The 16,112-nt window shown below is 74.4% G+C and carries 15 protein-coding genes, 1 tRNA gene, 1 pseudogene and 1 riboswitch; of the genes and pseudogenes, 5 read left to right on the top strand and 12 right to left on the bottom strand.

From position 1 onward, the window contains the following. From ACFV6D_RS33565 to ACFV6D_RS33525, 9 genes and pseudogenes are all read right to left on the bottom strand, one after another. Window positions 1-854 (bottom strand): annotated as a pseudogene (locus ACFV6D_RS33565) (cytochrome P450); the annotation flags it as partial. Next, complete coding sequence (locus ACFV6D_RS33560) at window positions 851-1,486, bottom strand: ATP/GTP-binding protein (protein ID WP_380562564.1); 636 nt, start codon at window positions 1,484-1,486, stop codon at window positions 851-853. The gene ACFV6D_RS33560 and the pseudogene ACFV6D_RS33565, both read right to left, overlap by 4 nt. Next, on the bottom strand, window positions 1,464-1,811 hold the full coding sequence (locus ACFV6D_RS33555) for a DUF742 domain-containing protein (protein WP_380562562.1): 348 nt from the start codon (window positions 1,809-1,811) through the stop codon (window positions 1,464-1,466). Before ACFV6D_RS33555 ends, ACFV6D_RS33560 begins: the two co-directional genes overlap by 23 nt. After that, window positions 1,808-2,221: a roadblock/LC7 domain-containing protein gene (locus ACFV6D_RS33550; RefSeq protein WP_063348307.1), complete on the bottom strand. Its 414-nt coding sequence runs from the start codon at window positions 2,219-2,221 to the stop codon at window positions 1,808-1,810. The genes ACFV6D_RS33555 and ACFV6D_RS33550 overlap by 4 nt, the downstream gene beginning before the upstream one ends. Continuing rightward, a complete protein-coding gene (locus tag ACFV6D_RS33545; RefSeq protein ID WP_063348306.1) occupies window positions 2,205-3,473 on the bottom strand; it encodes a sensor histidine kinase KdpD in 1,269 nt (422 codons plus the stop codon). The genes ACFV6D_RS33550 and ACFV6D_RS33545 overlap by 17 nt, the downstream gene beginning before the upstream one ends. Window positions 3,474-3,706: 233 nt before the next feature. Then, window positions 3,707-5,980 (bottom strand): SpoIIE family protein phosphatase, encoded by a 2,274-nt coding sequence (locus ACFV6D_RS33540; RefSeq protein WP_380562560.1) that lies wholly within the window; start codon window positions 5,978-5,980, stop codon window positions 3,707-3,709. Between the two features lie 82 nt (window positions 5,981-6,062). Beyond that, on the bottom strand, window positions 6,063-7,193 hold the full coding sequence (locus ACFV6D_RS33535; RefSeq protein ID WP_380562558.1) for a PP2C family protein-serine/threonine phosphatase: 1,131 nt from the start codon (window positions 7,191-7,193) through the stop codon (window positions 6,063-6,065). A gap of 220 nt (window positions 7,194-7,413) precedes the next feature. Next, entirely contained in the window at window positions 7,414-7,983 is a 570-nt protein-coding gene (locus ACFV6D_RS33530) for a TetR/AcrR family transcriptional regulator (protein ID WP_063348304.1), read from the bottom strand. A 92-nt stretch (window positions 7,984-8,075) separates the two neighbouring features. Further along, on the bottom strand, window positions 8,076-8,903 hold the full coding sequence (locus ACFV6D_RS33525; RefSeq protein WP_380562556.1) for an alpha/beta fold hydrolase: 828 nt from the start codon (window positions 8,901-8,903) through the stop codon (window positions 8,076-8,078). 341 nt (window positions 8,904-9,244) lie between these two features. Then, window positions 9,245-9,403: riboswitch (cyclic di-AMP (ydaO/yuaA leader) on the top strand. Window positions 9,404-9,415: 12 nt separating this feature from the next. Between ACFV6D_RS33525 and ACFV6D_RS33520 the strand changes: the two genes are divergently transcribed. Further along, on the top strand, window positions 9,416-10,249 hold the full coding sequence (locus ACFV6D_RS33520; RefSeq protein ID WP_063348302.1) for a M23 family metallopeptidase: 834 nt from the start codon (window positions 9,416-9,418) through the stop codon (window positions 10,247-10,249). A gap of 61 nt (window positions 10,250-10,310) precedes the next feature. Here ACFV6D_RS33520 and ACFV6D_RS33515 read toward each other — a convergent pair whose 3' ends face one another. Then, window positions 10,311-11,300, bottom strand: coding sequence for a hypothetical protein (locus tag ACFV6D_RS33515; protein ID WP_380562554.1), 990 nt, complete (start codon window positions 11,298-11,300; stop codon window positions 10,311-10,313). A gap of 42 nt (window positions 11,301-11,342) precedes the next feature. Here ACFV6D_RS33515 and ACFV6D_RS33510 point away from each other — a divergent pair, with 42 nt between their 5' ends. From ACFV6D_RS33510 to ACFV6D_RS33495, 4 genes are all read left to right on the top strand, one after another. Further along, on the top strand, window positions 11,343-11,915 hold the full coding sequence (locus ACFV6D_RS33510; protein WP_380562552.1) for a GNAT family N-acetyltransferase: 573 nt from the start codon (window positions 11,343-11,345) through the stop codon (window positions 11,913-11,915). 190 nt (window positions 11,916-12,105) lie between these two features. After that, window positions 12,106-12,846 (top strand): sensor domain-containing protein, encoded by a 741-nt coding sequence (locus ACFV6D_RS33505; RefSeq protein WP_380335510.1) that lies wholly within the window; start codon window positions 12,106-12,108, stop codon window positions 12,844-12,846. 118 nt (window positions 12,847-12,964) lie between these two features. Next, window positions 12,965-13,717 carry a hypothetical protein gene (locus tag ACFV6D_RS33500; RefSeq protein ID WP_380335512.1) on the top strand — a complete coding sequence of 251 codons (753 nt, stop codon included), beginning with the start codon at window positions 12,965-12,967 and terminating at the stop codon, window positions 13,715-13,717. 36 nt (window positions 13,718-13,753) lie between these two features. After that, window positions 13,754-14,215 carry a GNAT family N-acetyltransferase gene (locus ACFV6D_RS33495; RefSeq protein ID WP_363376805.1) on the top strand — a complete coding sequence of 154 codons (462 nt, stop codon included), beginning with the start codon at window positions 13,754-13,756 and terminating at the stop codon, window positions 14,213-14,215. On the opposite strand, the gene ACFV6D_RS33490 is transcribed toward ACFV6D_RS33495, so the two are convergent. Beyond that, complete coding sequence (locus ACFV6D_RS33490) at window positions 14,212-15,408, bottom strand: hypothetical protein (protein WP_380562550.1); 1,197 nt, start codon at window positions 15,406-15,408, stop codon at window positions 14,212-14,214. The two genes, ACFV6D_RS33495 and ACFV6D_RS33490, sit on opposite strands and share 4 nt — an antisense overlap. Window positions 15,409-16,002: 594 nt before the next feature. Further along, window positions 16,003-16,076: transfer RNA gene (locus ACFV6D_RS33485), tRNA-Met, on the bottom strand. Between the last annotated feature and the right edge of the window lie 36 nt (window positions 16,077-16,112).

Raw genomic sequence — 16,112 nt, 5'->3', positions numbered from 1 at the left:
GTGAGGTTTTTTTTTATCCGCGCGGGGTGGGTGCGCGCCAGCCGCTGGGTGTGGCGGCCCTTTGGGTGGGGGGTCTGGCCCCCCCCCCCCCCCCCCACCACCAGGTGGTGCACGGCCTCCTCGTCGGTGAGCCCGGCCGGGTGGGCGAGCAGCCAGGAGGTGAGGTCGGCGCTGGGGGCGGTCCGGCGGCGCCGGACCAGGTCGACCAGGATCGCCTGGAACTCGGCGTTGGCGCGCACCGACTTGGGGCCGCTGTCCACGAAGTGGCTGATCAGCTCGACCAGGTGGGGCCCGGCCTCGCGGGGCAGGCCGACCAGCTGGGTGAAGACCAGCAGCGGCAGCGGGCGGGCGTACTGGGCGATCAGGTCGGCGGTGCCGTCCGGGCCCCAGCTGTCGATGAGGTCGTTGGCGCAGGCCTCGGTGGTCTCGCGTAGCTGGCGGTGGTCGATCTGGGAGAGGGTGTCCGAGACAGCGGAGCGCAGCCGCTGGTGCTCGGCGCCGTCCAGGTTGAGCAGGGTGGGCCGCCAGGAGGTCATCGGCAGCAGCCGGGAGTCGGGGGCCAGCCGGCCCTCGGTGGGCACCCGCCAGCGGCGCGAGTCCTTGGAGAACAGCGCCTCGTTGCGGGTGAGTTCGAGCAGTTCGGCGTAGCCGAGGACGAGCCAGGCCTCGACCCCGGGCTCCAGCTCGATCGGCGCGACCGGGCCGTAGCGCTGGCGCAGCCGGGCGTACAGGCCGTGCGGGTCCTCGGCGACGGCGGGGCCGTACAGCGGGGTCAGCGGGAGGCCGGCGGGCAGGCTGCCGCCGTGCGGGAACGGGCAGCCGGGGGAGGCGGTGCCGGGTTCGGGCGCGGTCATCCCTGGAGCTCCAGGATCGAGCTGCGGTGCAGGTGGTCGACGAAGTCGATCAGCAGGTCGTAGGACTGCCGCCGGTCGCGGGCGTCGCAGTGCAGGATCGGTACCTCCGGCAGCAGGTCGAGGGCGGAGCGCAGCTCCTCCTCGGGGTAACTCGGCGTGTCCGAGAAGGTGTTGACCGCCACGGCGAACGGGATGCGCTGCTCCTCCAGGCGGCCGAGCACGTCGAAGCTCTCGTCCGGGCGGCGCAGGTCGACCATGGCGATGGCGCCGAGCGCGCCGCGCGACAGGTCGTCCCAGAGCGGCCAGAACCGCCGCTGGCCGGGCGTGCCGAACAGGTACAGCGCGAGCCGCGGGTTGAGCGTGATCCGGCCGAAGTCGAGCGCGACCGTGGTGGTGGTCTTGCCGGCGCGCCCGGTGAGGTCGTCGATGCCGCTGCTGGCGGCGGTCATCGTCTCCTCGGTGCGCAGCGGAGTGATCTCGCTGAGCGAGCCGACCAGCGTGGTCTTGCCGACCCCGAACGGGCCGGTGACCAGGATCTTCACCGCGCCCTGGACCGAGGACGGCAGGTACCGCGGCTCGGCGGGCAGGTCGGCGGTGGCCCCGGGGGCTTCAGCGGAGTTGACGGAGGCCAACGAGCACCTCTTCCAGAAGGGTTGCGGGCAGGCGTTCGGCCTGCGGGACGGGCGGGAGGACCTGGACGGCGCCGAGGTCCCAGAGGTCGCCGACCAGCACCTTGACGACGCCGAGCGGCAGCCCCAGGTGGGCCGCCACCTCGGCGCTCGACAGCAGGCTGTGGCAGAGCGCGAGGATGCGCCGGTGCTCGCGGTTGAGCAGGGCGTGGTCGGGGAGCTCCGGCGGCTCGGGTAACGCGCTGACCAGGCTCTCGACGGCCAGCTCGGCCCGGGTGGACCGGCTGCGGCCACCGGTGATGACGTAGGGCCGGACCGGCCCGCTCACCGGTGCCCCCCCGCCGCGTGGTCGACCCGCGGCGGGCTGGTGAGGTGGCTGCCGATCCGTTCGACCAGGACCTGCATCTGGTAGGCGACCAGGCCGGCGTCCACGGCGTCGCTGGTCACCACGGCCAGGTGCGCGCCGGCCCCGGCGGCGACGATGAACAGGTAGCCGCCGCCGTACTCGATGATGATCTGGCGGGTGGCGCTGCCCGGTCCGCCGAACCCGGTCGCGACGCCGCGGGCCAGCGACTGGAGTCCGGAGCAGGCGGCGGCGAGCCGTTCGGCGTCCTCGCGCGCGATGTTCGCGCTGCGGCCGATCTCCAGGCCGTCGTTGGAGACGACGACGGCGTGCTGGACCTGCGGGACGTTGACGATGTCGGCGAGCATCCAGCCGAGATCAGGGGTGGTGGTCATGGAACTCTCCGGAGCGCTGGGGAAGTCGGGGGGAAGCGGGCAGGGAAGGGTCGTGCTGGGCCTGGACCCGGGCGGCCGATCGGCCGCTGGCGGTGCCGGCCTGGAACATCGCCATGAACGCCTGCGCGTCCCGGGCCGAGCGGTACGGCGGGGCGGGCGGCGGCGCGGGAGAGGCGTGTTGGGCGGGGCGGGCGGCGCGGTCGCGTCGGTGGCTCCGGCGGGGCAGCGGCGGCGGGGTGTCGGCGGCCGCGGGGGGTCGGCCGGCCGGCGGGGTCTCCACCAGGGGGTGTCCGGCGGGGTGTCCGGTCGGCCGGAGGTCGGTGCTGAACGCCCGGTCGTCCGGTCCGAGGCCGGGGACGGTGGGCGGCAGCGGTTCGGTGAGCAGGGCGTTCGGCAGCATCACGACGACGCGGACGCCGCCGTACGGCGAGGGCGCCGAGCTGAGGGTGACCCGGAAGCCGTACTGCTCGGCCAGTCGGCCGACCGCGGCGAGGCCCAGCTGCGGCACCTCGCCGAGCCGGGAGACCTCCAGGCTGGTGCCGCCGGCGAGGGCGGCGGCGGCCTTGGCGACGGCCTGTTCCGGCATGCCGACGCCACCGTCGTCGATCTCGATGACGGCTCCGTTGTGCACCGGCATCAGGGTGACGAACACCTGGGTGCTGGGCGGGGAGTAGCGGGTGGCGTTGTCCAGCAGCTCGGCGACGGCGTGGATCAGCGCCTCGGCGGCGGCGCCGACCACGGCGGTCTCGATCCGGCTGCGGACCACCACCCGCTGGAACGGCAGGATGCGGGACTGGGCGCCGCGCACGACGTCCTCCAGCGAGACCGGCTCGGGCCAGTGCCGGCCGGCCCGCGCGCCGCACAGCACGGCCAGGGTCTGGGCCAGCCGGGCCTGTTGGGCGGCGGCGTGGTCGGCCTTGAGCAGGCCCTCCAGCAGCGCCGGGTCGTCGTGGGTGCGTTCCATCTCGTCGAGCAGGGCCTGCTGGTCGTGGGCCATGACGAGGATGCGGCGGGCGACGCTGAGGAAGGCCCGCTGGGTGGAGGCGGTGAGTTCCTGCTCCTGCTGGACGGCGGCCAGGTCGGCGCCGCGGCGGGAGAGTTCGGCGCCCAGCTGCTCCTGGAGCCGGGCGAGGTCGCGTCGCAGCCGGTCGGCGCGGCGGCGCTGGGTGACGGACACGGCGCGGTACCGGGCGGTGGCCACGAGGGCGAGGGCGGCGAGTACGCCGGTTGCCGTTGTGCACCACTGAGTCATCGTCACGCCGCGAATTCTAGGGTGATGATCCTACGAAGGTGTGAACGGATCTCGCCAAGTGACCGGATCTCGTCAATATCCAGTCAATACGGCGTCAAACCGGCGCCGTTCGACCGCGATCCGGACGGCCCGAGGACGTTCGTCCCCGGTGGGGCGCCTGCGGCGCGTCGGCCGGGCCGGGCGGCAGATGGCCGAGTCACGTCCTGGGATGTGTGGGGAACGTGTGCACGGTGTTACGGAAGGGGCGACGTCCGGTGCAGGAGCAACAGCGCCACGTCGTCCGGCCGGGACCGCCGCTCGGTCACGTTCAGCGTGAGCAGGTCGGCCAGCCGCTCCAGCGCGGGCGCCGCGCCGACCCGGGTCGGGCCGGTCTGCCGGGCCCACAGCTCCAGCCCGCCGAGCATCCGCTGCACCGACTCGTCGTAGTCCTCCTCGCGGTCCTCGACCAGCCCGTCGGTGTACACCAGCAGCGTCTCGCCGACCGCCAGCCGGCCGACCGTCAGCGGGTACGGCTGCCCCGGGTCCACGCCCAGCGGCGGCCCGCCCGGCAGATCGAGCTCGACGGCCCTGCCGTCCGCGATCCGCACCGGCGCGGGATGCCCGGCCCGGGCCGCGGTCAGCGCGCCGTCGGCCGGGTCCAGGGCCAGGAAGAGACAGGTCGCGAACAGGTCGGTGTCCAGCTCGGTCAGCAGCCGGCTGGTCCGGGCCAGCGTGGCGGCCGGATCGTGCCCGTCCGTCGCGTACGCCCGCAGGCCGCTGCGCAGCTGGCCCATCACCGCCGTCGCCTCCGCGTTGTGGCCCTGGACGTCGCCGATCACCAGCCCGATCCGGCCGTCCGGCAGCCTCAGCAGGTCGTACCAGTCGCCGCCGATCTGCATGCCCTCGGTGCTCGGCAGGTAGCGGGCGGCACTGGCGATCCCGGGCAGCCGGGGCAGGGTGCGCGGCAGCATCGCGCGCTGCAGCTCGGTGGCGCGGTGGTGGTGGGTGTCGTACAGCCGGGCCCGCTCCAGGGACTGCGCCAGGATCCCGGCGAACGCCGAGTACAGGGTGCGGTCCTCCCGGCCGAACGCCCGCTCGGCGGAGAAGGTGATCAGGCAGGAGCCCACCTGCCGCCCGGAGGCGACCAGCGGCAGCACCGCCCAGGAGGCCGGGGTGAGCGGGCCGTGCCGGCCCCGGTCCGGGCCGGGCTCGCTGAACAGCGGGGCCGAGCGGGTCAGCGCGTGCTGCATCACGTTCTCGGAGAGGTCCGCCAGCCGGGTCAGCTCGGTGCGCCTGGGCCCGCCGTACACGGTGTGCGAGACGGGCAGCAGCTGGCCCTCGTCCACCAGGTCCAGGACGATGCTGGCGGCGCCGAACGCCGGGCGGGCGACGTCCGTGACGGCGGTGGTGACGTCCCGGACGGTCACCGCCCGCGACAGCGACCGGGTGAGCGCGAGCAGCAGCGCCGTCCGGGCCCCGGCCGGGGTGGACTGCTCCTCGGGCTGCTGTCCGGCCTGCTGCCCGGGGTGTTCCCGGTCCCGGTCCCGGCCGCGGCCCTGGCCCCGGTCGGAGAGCAGCCCGGCGACCCGGACCGGCCGGCCGTGGACGTCCAGCATCACCTCGCCGGTCTCCTCGATCCGCGCCACCCTGCCGCCCCCGCGCAGCACCCGGTACCCGATCCGGTACCACCCGCCGGTGGTGAGCGATTCGGCGAGCGCCGCCTGCACGTCCGGCAGGTCCTCCGGGTGGACGATCCGGTCCAGCTCCGGGGCGGAGCCGTCGGCGGTGGCGGGCTGGCCGGTGACCCGGAACGCCGCGGCGTCCCAGTAGCTCTCGCCGGTGACCAGATCGCGTTCGAAGGCGCCGTGCCCGGCCGCCCGGACGGCGAGCGACAGCATCGGGTGGGCCAGCCCGGCGGGGAGGCTGCCGGCCCCGTCCGGCGGCGCCCCGGCCGGATCCTGGGGTATCCGGGCGTCCGCGTGGTCGAGCAGGTGGGACAGCCGGTGGGCGCAGGCCTCGCCGATGGTCTCCAGGACGTCCAGGTCGCGGCGGGGGACGGTGCCCCGGTGGGCCAGCGCGAGGGCGAGGACGCCGACCGGCCGCTCGTCGACGACCATCGGCAGGGCGATCACGGCGACCATGCCGGTGCCCATGCCGGCGTTCTTGTTCGGGTAGTCGACGCTGGTGTGCTCGGGACTGAGCAGGTAGGGGCGGCGTAACCGCAGGGCCATCGCGGCGGGGAGGTCACCGGCCGGATCGACGATGCTGTAGCGCTCGTGGGCCCAGTCCGGCAGCCCGTGCGAGGCGGTCAGCCGGAGCATTCCCGCGGAATCCAGCAGGTAGAGCGCGGAACCCTCGCCGGTGATCCAGCCCGGCCCCTCGGCGAGGACGGTGCCGAGCAGTTCGGCGGCGCTGGTGCAGCCGAGAAGTAAGCGCACGCAGCGCATGGGGCTGCGGGCGGTGGGACTGCTGCGCGGCGTCCGGCTCTCGTCCTCGGAGGGGGGAACCCACGGCGAGGTCAGGTCCATCGGATACCCGGCCTTTCCGCTCTCGGGGGGTGGGTGCCCTCTGGGTGCCCGAACGGGCACTTAATTCTTCATACCTTATTTCTCAAGCGGGTGCTGAAGCGGGTGAATGGTGACCCAGACGGCGCACCAGCACCAGCGTCCGGTCGTCCGCCGCGTCCCGCGCCACCGTCCGGACCAGCCGCTCCGCCGCACCCCGGGTGAGCTGCTGCTGCGTCCGCCACGGCCGCACCACCGGCTCGGCCGCCGCCAGCAGCCGACCCACCCCCTCGTCCAGGTCCCGACCCGGCACCTCCACCAGGCCGTCACTGAACAGCAGCAGCGAATCGCCCCGCCGCAGCCGCCCCGACACCGCCGGGTACAGCACGCCCGACACCAGCCCCAGCGCCGGACCGCCGTGCCCCGACCGCGCCCAGCCGCCGCCGTCCGCCCGGCGGAACTGCGCGGGCGCCGGATGGCCGGCGTTGAACAGCCGGTAGTCGCCCGTCGCCGGACGCAGCGCGAGGTGCACCGCCGTCGCGAAGTCGTCCTCCCAGCCCATCCGCACCAGATGGTCGTTGGCCGCCGGCAGGAACGCCTCCGGCGGCACCCGCCCCAGCAGCATCGCGAACGCGCCCGACAGGTGCGTCGAGCGGGCCGCCGCCCGGCTGCCCTTGCCCGACACGTCCACCAGCAGCAGTTCCAGCAGATCCTCCTCGGGGCGGTGCGCGCACAGTAGGAAGTCACCCGAGAACGAGGTGTCGCCGGCCGGCGCCAGCGCACTGTCGAAGTGCCAGTCGAGCAGCCGCTCCGGAAGCCGGGCCAGCGTCCGGGTGTGCTCGGCCAGCTCCAGCAGCATCGAATCGCCCTGCGTCCCGCGCAGACCCAGCCGGTGCCGGAACCGGTTCGCGGCCAGCACCGTCACCGCGGTCGCGGCCAGTACCAGCGTCACCCCGATCCGCACCCCGAGCGGATCCCGCACCACCGCCCCCAGCACCCCGCCGGCCAGCGCCGCGCACACCAGCACCAGCAGCTGCCCGCGCCGCAACAGCAGCCCGCCGACCACCAGCGGCAGCACCAGCGCCGACGGCGGCCAGCTGTACGGCAGCACGATCGGCAGGACGCTCAGCACCGCCGTCACCCCGAGCAGCACCCCCAGCGCGTACCGCGCGGCCCGGGCGTTCCCGTCCAGCAGCCGCAGGTACCACCGCCGCGCCCTCGCTATCGGTGCGGGCACGTGGACCTCCGCCAAGGGGTCGGCGGTCCCCTGTCATGACCACCAGTCAGCCCGGCCACACTAACCCGTCCACCCCCACCACCCCCAGGCCGCTGCCTGCCCGCCGCACGGGAAGTCGGCGGGTCCGACTTCTCGCGCATGTGTCACCCGGGGCGCTGGCCGTTCCGTCGTCGTGGGAGGCCGGGCGGGTCGTGCCGCGGCCGGTGCGGTGGCCGGTGTCTCAGGGGGTGGGCCAGGTGCGGAGGCCGGTGGTGAGGAGGGTGATGAGGCGGCTCTGGGTGGTGGCCAGGTCTTCGGCGAGCTGGAAGCCGCCGCCGATGGAGAGGGAGGCGAAGCCGTGGGCGACGGAGCGGACGGTGCGGGCGGCGTGGATCGCCTCCGCGCCGTCGAGGCCGTACTCCCGCAGGACGGCGATGATCACCCCGACGAGCCGGCCGGCCGCGCGGGTGAGGTCGTCGTCCGGCTGCGGGGCCTGGGGGAGGGCGTTGTAGCGGTGCGGGTGCTCGGTGGCGTACGCGTGGTAGGCGCGCAGCACGGTGGCGACGGCGTCGTCCCCGCTGCGGCCGACGGCGGCCTCGGCGAGCCGGTCGGCGAGTTCCTCGGTGACCCGGACGGCGATGAGCCGCCGCAGTTCGGTGAGGCCGCCGCTGACGTGCTTGTACAGCGACGGGGTGGCGACCCCGGCCCGGGCGGCGACGGCGGCCAGGGTGAGGGCGTCGGCGCCCTGCTCGTCGATGAGGGCGAGGGCGTGGTCGACGACCTGCTCGGGGGTGAGTCCTACTCGGGGCATGGTGTGGGCTCTCCGTCGGTGGAAGGCGTACGTGGCGGGGCGGGGCGGCGCGTGGGGGCGGGGCTGACGTGGGCGGACGGGGTGGGCGGGGCTCAGGCGAGTTCGGCGAGGAAGGGCAGCAGGGCGCCGGCGGTGGCCTGCGGGTTGTCGGCCATCGGGTAGTGCCCGGATCCGTCGATCATGACCTTCCGCGCGTTGAGCGCGGCGGCCTGCCGGTCGGCGACGGCTTCCGGCTTGGGGAAGTCGGGGTCCTTGCTGCCCATGATGACGAGCGAGGGGCAGCGGACGGCCGCGGTCCAGCCGACGGGCGCGGAGTCCCCGCCGACGTGTCCGCGGGTGGCGGTCTTTCGGCCGGGGGTGCGCATGGCGGCGACGAGTCCGGCCACGTACGTGTCGAAGTCGGCGGGCTTGGCGCCCGGGTAGGCCAGCTTGCGGTGGTAGAGGCCCCAGAAGGCGGGCGAGTGGACGGTCAGGGCGCCCATGACGCGGAGGGCGCCGCGCATGAGGGCGCCGGGCGGGGGGTTCTCGACGAAGGCGTCGATCAGGGCGATGCCGGCGACCCGTTCCGGGGCGTCGCCGGCGGCCTTGACGACTGTCGCGCCGGTGTAGGAGTTGCCGACCAGGACGGCGCGGCCGATGCCGAGGTGGTCGAGCAGGGCGAGGACGTCGGTGGCGATGGCGGCGGGGGAGTAGTCGTCCCAGATGATCGAGGATTCGCCGAAGCCGCGCAGGTCCATGGTGATGACCCGGCGGCCGGCGGCGGCCAGCAGCGGGTGGAGGTGCCGGTAGGCGGCGCGGGTGTCGAGCATTCCGGGGAGCAGCACGACGGGGGTGCCGTCGCCCTGCCGGGTGTCGTCGTAGGCGAGGCGGCCGCCGGTGACGTCGAGGTACTGGGTGGTGGGGGCGCTGGTGGCGTTCATGGTGGGCCTCCGGGGGCTGCCGGTGCGGGCTTCGGCGTGCTGCCGATAGCCATAAAGCTAAGGCTAATAGCCTTAGCCGTCAAGCCTTCGCACCCTGTGGGGCGGGGGAGGTCAGTGGTGAGTGCCTGAATGAAGGGCCGTCCGTTGACGTCCGATCACGTGAGGTGGCGTCAATGGTGTTCAAGCGTGCCCAAGGGGCCCAAGGGGGACAAAACGCCCTTCGCGTCCCAGAGTGCCCCGCCTGTCTCCGGTCGTCCCGGGCGAACGGCTTGGAATCAGGGCCTCCTAGGATTAACGTTTGATAACGCAGCGCGGTCCTCAACGCCGTACCCAGACGGCACCGTGCGCCGTCGCCTAATCCCGCCGACCGGCCTCCGGGCAGGTCAGGGAGCCGGGGAACCACGTTCCTTGGGGTGAATCGGCGGGGCTTCGGCCCAGCCGTAGGAGACCTTCCTGCTCCGAACCCGTCAGCTAACCCGGTAGGCGCGAAGGAAGGAAAGGAGCGCGCCTCCGTGGCGTCGACGCACACCCCGGCACACCCGGCCGGCCTCGCAGCAGGTACCCGGCTCCTCGACCACCCCGGCCCGGACGGCCCCGAGTACGCGGGCCCGGACGCCGAGACCAACCGGCACCGGATGCCGCGTCAGGTCCGTGGGACCTCCCCGCTGCTCGGCGTCACCGCCGTCGCCGCGACCCTGGGCGCCACCGGCTTCGCCTCCGCCACCCCGGCCGCCGCCCCCGCCATCGAGACCCCGGACGAGACCCCGGTCGCCCTCTCCGCCGACCCCGGCCTCGCGCTCGCCGCCCGCATCCAGCTGCAGGCCGACAGCCAGCGCACCGCCGCCGAGGAGGACGCCCGCGTCCAGGCCGCGAAGGAGGCGGAGGCCAAGGCCGCCGCCAAGGAGGCCGAGGCCAAGCGGGCCGCCGAGGAGGCCGAGCGGGCCAAGGCCGCCGCCCTCACCCTGCCGGTGCGCGACTACCACCTCACCGCCCACTACGGCCAGAGCGCCCGCTACTGGGCCCACCTGCACACCGGCCTGGACTTCGCCGCCGACACCGGCACCCCCGTCTACGCGGTCGGCCAGGGCACCATCACCTCGGCCGGCTGGTCCGGCTCGTACGGCTACCGGATCGTCGAGACCCTGCCCGACGGCACCGAGATCTGGTACTGCCACCTCTCCTCGATCATCAAGGGCTCCGGCAAGGTCGGCTCCGGCCAGCAGATCGGCAAGGTCGGCGCCACCGGCAACGTCACCGGCGCGCACCTGCACGTGGAGGTCCGCCCCGGTGGCGGCGCCCCCGTCGACCCGGAGACCTGGTTCCAGCAGCGCGGCCTCAACCCCTGACGCACCCGCGAAGCCCCGGCCGCCGGAACCGAAAGGCACCGGCGGCCGGGGCTTCGCCGCGTCACTCCTGCGCCGGGTCCGCCGGGTCCGCCGGGTCCGCCGGGTCGGCCGGCCCCGCCGGGTGCGCGTCGGACTCTTCCTGCGCCGGCCCCGCCAGCTCCTCCAGGCGGGCGTCGAACTCCTCCTGCGCCAGCCCCGCCAGGTACGCGTCGATCTCCTCCTGCCCCGGCTCCGGCGCGAGGTCCGGGAACTCCTCCACCAGCAGTCGCGGCAGCCCGGGCACCGTCCACTCCCCGTACAGGTCGAGCGCGGCCTCCACCGCCGCCTCCTCGAACGCCCCGAAGTCCCCGGCCAGTTCGTCCGGCATCGGCCGCCCCAGCGCGGTCAGCTCGGTCAGGTTGCGGTAGCTGCGCCGCATCAGGCCCTGCTCCAGCAGCCGACGCGCGCCGTCGGTGGCCATGCCGACCGAGATCACCCGGGTCGGGCTCCAGCCCTGCTCGTCCACCTCGTCCAGCCAGCCGGTCTGCGCCAGTGCGGCGAACCTGGCCAGCCGCTCCTCCTGCGCCAGCTCCCGGAAGCCGGTCAGCCACTCCCGCACCGCCTCCGGATCCGTGACGTCCGCCCCGTACGCGTGCAGCAGCAGCGCGTACAGCCGGGGCCAGGTCACCAGGTCGGCGCGGCGCAGCAGCCCGGCCGCGACCTCGCCCTGCCACTCGGCCTCGGCGTGCAGCCGCTCCTGGCGCTTGGCGTTGAGCCGCTTGGCGGCCCGCTGGTGGTCGGTCAGCAGCCGGACGGCGGCGCCGTACGCGAACGGGTCCGCCTCCGGTTCGGGTTGGACGTACAGGTAGAGCCGCTCGTACAGCAGGTGCTCCACCGCGTTCGAGGTCAGTTCGGGCCAGCCGTCGTGCATCCTGCCCTCGCCCAGCTCCAGCAGGGCCAGCACCGCGCGCAGCGGCGCTTCGGCCACCGGGGTGCGGTCCTCTTCCGCCGCCCAGGCGAGCAGGTCGGCGGCCCTGGTGCGCGGGGCGAGCCGCAGGTCTTCGTCGTTCATAGCTCGAACGGTAACCGCTGGCCGGGAGTAGGGTCGGCTGCCATGGTCCCCGTACGACTCACCGGCCCCCGGCTGGCCATCCGCGAGTATCACCACACCCCCGGCGACGTGGACGCGCTGCACGGGCTGTTCGGCGACCCGGAGGTCACCCGCTACCTCCCCTTCGAGCCGCGCGACCGCGAAACCTGCGCCGACCAGATCGAGCTCTACCTGGAGGAGGCGATGGCGCCGGAGCGGGACACCTACCGGCTGGCCGTCACCCGGCGCGACGACGCCGAGGACCCGGTGGACGCCGTGCCGATCGCCCACGCCTCCCTCACCCTCGGCAAGCACCGCTCCGCCCACCTCGGCTACGTGCTGGGCCGCGACGTCTGGGGCCGCGGCTACGCGGGCGAGATCGCCGGCCTGCTCTGCGAGCTCTCCTTCGAGGCCCTCGGCGTGCACCGGCTGGCGGCCCGGGTCGACGTGGACAACGCCGCCTCCGCCAAGGTGCTCCTCCGGCTCGGGTTCCAGCTGGAGGGGCGGGTCCGGCACGACCTGTACAAGGGCGGCGCCTGGTCCGACTCGTACCTGTACTCGCTGCTCGCCGACGAGTGGACCGGCGCGACCGGCTGACCTTTCGGCGCGGACGTCCGGCGCGGACATCTGGCGCGGACATCTGGCGCGGACCCGGGGCAGGCCTGCCAGGTCAGGCCCGGGGGGTTAACCCCACCCCCGATCCGCCAGGCCTCCGGATCCTCCCCGGCCCGCCGTTCGACCAGACTGATGCCATCAGCAGCCGAGAACGAGGGACCGGGGCCGGGACATGAGCATCAGCCGAAGCACGCAGGACCGCGAGTGGGACGTCCTCGGTGGTTACGGCGACGACCCGCGTCCCGCTCGGGCCCACCGGACCGAGGAGCCGCCGGCCGTCTGGCGGGCGCCGTTCTCCAAGCACTACTACCGCGAGATCGGCTACACGCTCACCGGCCTGCCGCTGTCGGTCATCGGCTTCTCCGTCTCGATCATCCTGTTCTGCATGGGGGTCGGCACCTTCGTCACCGTCCTCGGCCTGCCCGTGCTCGCCCTCCTGACCACCGTCGCCCGCGGCATGGGCCGGATGGAGCGGGCCCGGGTGCGCGGCATGCTGGCCCTGGACGTGCCCGCCCCGGCGCCGGTGCGCCAGACCCGCCCGGGCACCTGGGGGGCGATCACCGCGCGGCTGGCGGACCCGGCCGGGTGGAAGGCCGCGTTCTACCAGGTGGTGATGTTCCCGTGGGCGGTCCTCAGCTTCGCCCTGTCGCTGGTGTTCCTGCTGCTCGGCTGGGCGATGGCGCTGTACCCGCTCTACCAGTGGGTCTTCCCGGCCTTCACCCCGTGGCGCGGGTACCGGCTCTTCGACTTCTACGACAGCGACAACGTCCAGCACGTCTACTACGTCGAGGGGGCCTGGCAGATCGCCGGCTTCTCGCTGGTCGGGGTGCTGCTCATCATCCTCACCGCCCAGCTGGTCCGCGGCCTGACCAACGTGAACCGGGCCGCCGCCCAGGGCCTGCTCGGCCGCTGAACCCCGCGGGCCTTCCCGGTCCCGCCCGCTTCCCCGGTCCCGCCCGCCTCACCGGCCCCGCCCGCGCCCCGGACGTGCTCCGGATGCGGACGGGGCCGGCCCGTGTTCGGATGGCCGGGTGGCCGCCGCACACACCCCCGCCGACCCGGGCGCCCTGGGCCGGGACATCCTGGTCACCTCCCGCCCGCTGGACGAGTACTGCGACCTGTTCGACCTCACCCGGGCCCAACTCGCCGCGCTGCCGGGCCCAGTGCTGGACTGCCCGGGCGGCGCGGCCGGCCTGGCCGCCGAGGCGCGCCGGCTCGGCTGCCGGGTGATCGCCGCCGACCCGGCGTACGCGCTCCCCGCACCCGAGGTCGCGGCCCACGCGCTGGCGGCCCGGGCGTCGATGGCCACCGCGATGGCCGCCCGCCCGCACCTGTACCCGTCGCCGCGCTCCTGCCGACCGGACCGCTACCTGCGCAGCTGGGACCGCGCCCGCCGCCTGTTCGCCGCCGACTCGGCCGCGCACCCGCAGCAGTACGTGGCCGCCGCGCTGCCCCGACTGCCGTTCGCGGACGGCGCCTTCGCGCTCACCCTGAGCGGCTACCTGCTCTTCGCCTACCCCGAACTGTTCGGCCCTGAGCGGCAGTTGGCCGCCCTGGTGGAACTCGTCCGGGTGACCTCCCCGGACGGCGAGGTCCGCGTCCAGCCGCTGCACGACGGCCACGGCCTCCGCTGCGCCCACCTCGACCCGCTGCGGTACGCGCTCGGCGAGCGCCGCGTCGCCAGCGAGATCCGCCGCTTCCCCCGCGCCGCGGACGGCCGCACCCGCCGCGTCCTGGTCCTGCGGTCCGCCGACCACCGCCGCCGGTCCGCCGCCGAAAAGTAATGGTCTCTCCTGGTTAGCACCCCTATACTCGCCCGCATGAGCGAGACGACCATCAGGCGCGCCGGGGCGGCCGACGCCGACCGGCTCACTGAGCTGATCCAGGCCTCCACCGCCTACCGCGGCGACTACGCGGCGATGATCGACGGCTACCGGGTCACCCCCGAGTACGTCGCCCGGCACGAGGTGTTCCTGGCCTCGGACCCGACCACCGACCGACTGCTCGGCTTCTACGGCCTGATCCGCGAACCGGCCGAACTGGACCTCATGTTCGTCGCCGACGAGGCCCAGGGGCTCGGCATCGGGCGGAAGCTGATCGCGGACATGCTGGAGCGCGCCCGGGCGGCCGGGATCGCCTCGGTCAAGGTGGTGTCCCACCCGCCCGCCGAGGGCTTCTACCTCCAGATGGGCGCCGAGCGCACGGGCACCCGCCCGCCGCAGGTCAAGACGCCCTGGGAGCAGCCCGAACTGCGCTTCACCGTCAAGGAGTTCAGCAGCTAGCTGTGGTCGCCCGCCGACGGAGCCGACGGAGCCGACTGGACGGGCTGAGCGGGCTGGACGGGCTGAGCGGGTGGGGCCGACTGTCCCGACTGTCCCGACTGTCCCGGTTGGGCAGGCTCGACGGGTGGGGCCGGCTGCGTCGGGACGAAGGCCGTCGCCTCCAGCCGGGACAGGATCTTCTCCGCCAGCCAGCTGCGGTCCGACCCGTACGGGATCCCCTCCGGCAGCACCAACTGCCCGGCCACCGCGTCCCGCAGCCGCTGCGCCTCGGCGCCGGGCAGCCGGGAGAGCAGCCCCCGGGCGGCCAGCAGCGCGTGGTACTGCTCGAAGCCGGAGCGCGGGCGCTCGATCGCGTCCAGCAGGCTCGGCAGGTCGGCCAGCGACGGGTCGCCCTGCATCAGCGCGAGCGCCTGGATCCGGCGGCCCTCGGAGCCGTCCGCGTACAGCGCCCGCACCTGGTCGGCGGTCAGCGCCGAGCGGCGCGCGGTCGAGCGGACCTCGGCCACCACGCCCTCCGGCCCGGACGAGGGCGAGGAGGCGGGCGGCAACTGCGCGGCCAGCGCGGCCGACTGCTCCGCGCTGCCCCCCAGCAGCCCGAGCTGCTGCATCGCCCGGACCCGCAGGTCGTCGGCGCCCACCTTGTCGCCCCGCCGGTCGCGGTCCTGCCCGGCGAGGAAGAGGTCCAGGGCCTGGTCGGCGTCGGTCAGCACCTGCGGCAGCGCGAGCCTGGTCACCAGCCAGCCGGCCAGGAAGCCGAAGACCACGAAGTACAGCACCAGTGCCGCCGCGAACGGCACCGCGGCGTCCTCCCCGCCCAGCGCGGGGGCCAGTGCGGTGCCGAGCTGGTGCAGCCGCTCGCCGAGCGAGCCGAGCTGGGTCAGCCCGACGCCCAGCAGCACCTTGGTCAGCCAGTCGGACACCTGCTCCAGGTTGGTGTTCGGGGCGTACGAGCCCTGCGGTTCGCCGCTGCCGCTGCGCACCCGGGGCACCCCGAACAGGAAGCCCAGCGCGCCGCCGAGCACCGTCGAGGCCCCGGCCACCACCAACCCGCCGCCGAACGCCTGCCAGGCCTGCTCCCGGCCGAGCGAGAAGAGCAGCAGCCCGAGCAGGCCCGTCCCGGCCAGCGCCCCGGGCGCGGCCCACCGTGCCGTCCGCAGGGCCGTCGTGCCGCTCCGCCGCCGCGCCTTCGCCATCGCCTACCCCCTGTGCCCGCGCCGCTCCGCTCCGGAACCCGCGCCGACTCTAGCGCCGCGGCCCCACCGCGGGAACGACCCGGGGGCGCCCCGGGCAGGGCGCGGGTGACGACCAAGAGCGCCGGAAGACGCCGGAGAGCGGCGGAGAGCGCAGACAGCCCGCAGGCTGCTCCTCCGCGCCGGCCCGTGCACTGGCCTGGCGCCGAGGCACCGGGGATGTTCCGGTGGGCCTGCGGGCCGGGTGACTGCTATGGATTTCGCCTGCCGGAGGCCTCAGGCCTCACCCCGCGCAGGCAGGGGCGGCTCTAGCGAGCAGCCACCTCAAGCATCCTGATGGAACTCAATTCAGGATCACCTCCCTTCAGTGTGCCGCCACGATAGGCAGCCCACCGGCCGGAGGGCAACGGATTTATCGGTGGCCCGCCCGGCAGCCGACGGCCGGGCCGCCGTCGTTCGGGCCGCCGTCGTTCGGGAGGTCTCCGCTGACGAGGGCCCAGGTCCTGTTGCGGCTTCGCGGCAGAACGTTCCTTCGCCGTGCCGGGGAACGCGAAAGGCCCGGAGGACGAATCCTCCGGGCCTTTCGTTGCTACTGAGTAGCGGGGACAGGATTTGAACCTGCGACCTCTGGGTTATGAGCCCAGCGAGCTACCGAGCTGCTCCACCCCGCGTCGGTAAACACAACAATACGGGGAAGTCGCCGAGAT

The organism is Kitasatospora sp. NPDC059812 (genome assembly GCF_042732075.1).
Taxonomy (GTDB): Bacteria; Actinomycetota; Actinomycetes; order Streptomycetales; family Streptomycetaceae; genus Kitasatospora.
The sequence above is the reverse complement of the archived record's forward strand: the minus strand, read 5'-3'. Positions and strand labels throughout refer to the sequence as shown.

Bases quoted from the DNA above. Each gene is read 5' to 3' on its own strand.
- ACFV6D_RS33525 (WP_380562556.1), bottom strand. From the start codon at position 8,903: ATGAACGCCACCAGCGCCCCCACCACCCAGTACCTCGACGTCACCGGC.
- ACFV6D_RS33550 (WP_063348307.1), bottom strand. From the start codon at position 2,221: ATGACCACCACCCCTGATCTCGGCTGGATGCTCGCCGACATCGTCAAC.
- ACFV6D_RS33495 (WP_363376805.1), top strand. From the start codon at position 13,754: ATGAGCGAGACGACCATCAGGCGCGCCGGGGCGGCCGACGCCGACCGG.
- ACFV6D_RS33530 (WP_063348304.1), bottom strand. From the start codon at position 7,983: ATGCCCCGAGTAGGACTCACCCCCGAGCAGGTCGTCGACCACGCCCTC.
- ACFV6D_RS33505 (WP_380335510.1), top strand. From the start codon at position 12,106: ATGAGCATCAGCCGAAGCACGCAGGACCGCGAGTGGGACGTCCTCGGT.
- ACFV6D_RS33510 (WP_380562552.1), top strand. From the start codon at position 11,343: ATGGTCCCCGTACGACTCACCGGCCCCCGGCTGGCCATCCGCGAGTAT.
- ACFV6D_RS33545 (WP_063348306.1), bottom strand. From the start codon at position 3,473: ATGACTCAGTGGTGCACAACGGCAACCGGCGTACTCGCCGCCCTCGCC.
- ACFV6D_RS33515 (WP_380562554.1), bottom strand. From the start codon at position 11,300: ATGAACGACGAAGACCTGCGGCTCGCCCCGCGCACCAGGGCCGCCGAC.
- ACFV6D_RS33540 (WP_380562560.1), bottom strand. From the start codon at position 5,980: ATGGACCTGACCTCGCCGTGGGTTCCCCCCTCCGAGGACGAGAGCCGG.
- ACFV6D_RS33490 (WP_380562550.1), bottom strand. From the start codon at position 15,408: ATGGCGAAGGCGCGGCGGCGGAGCGGCACGACGGCCCTGCGGACGGCA.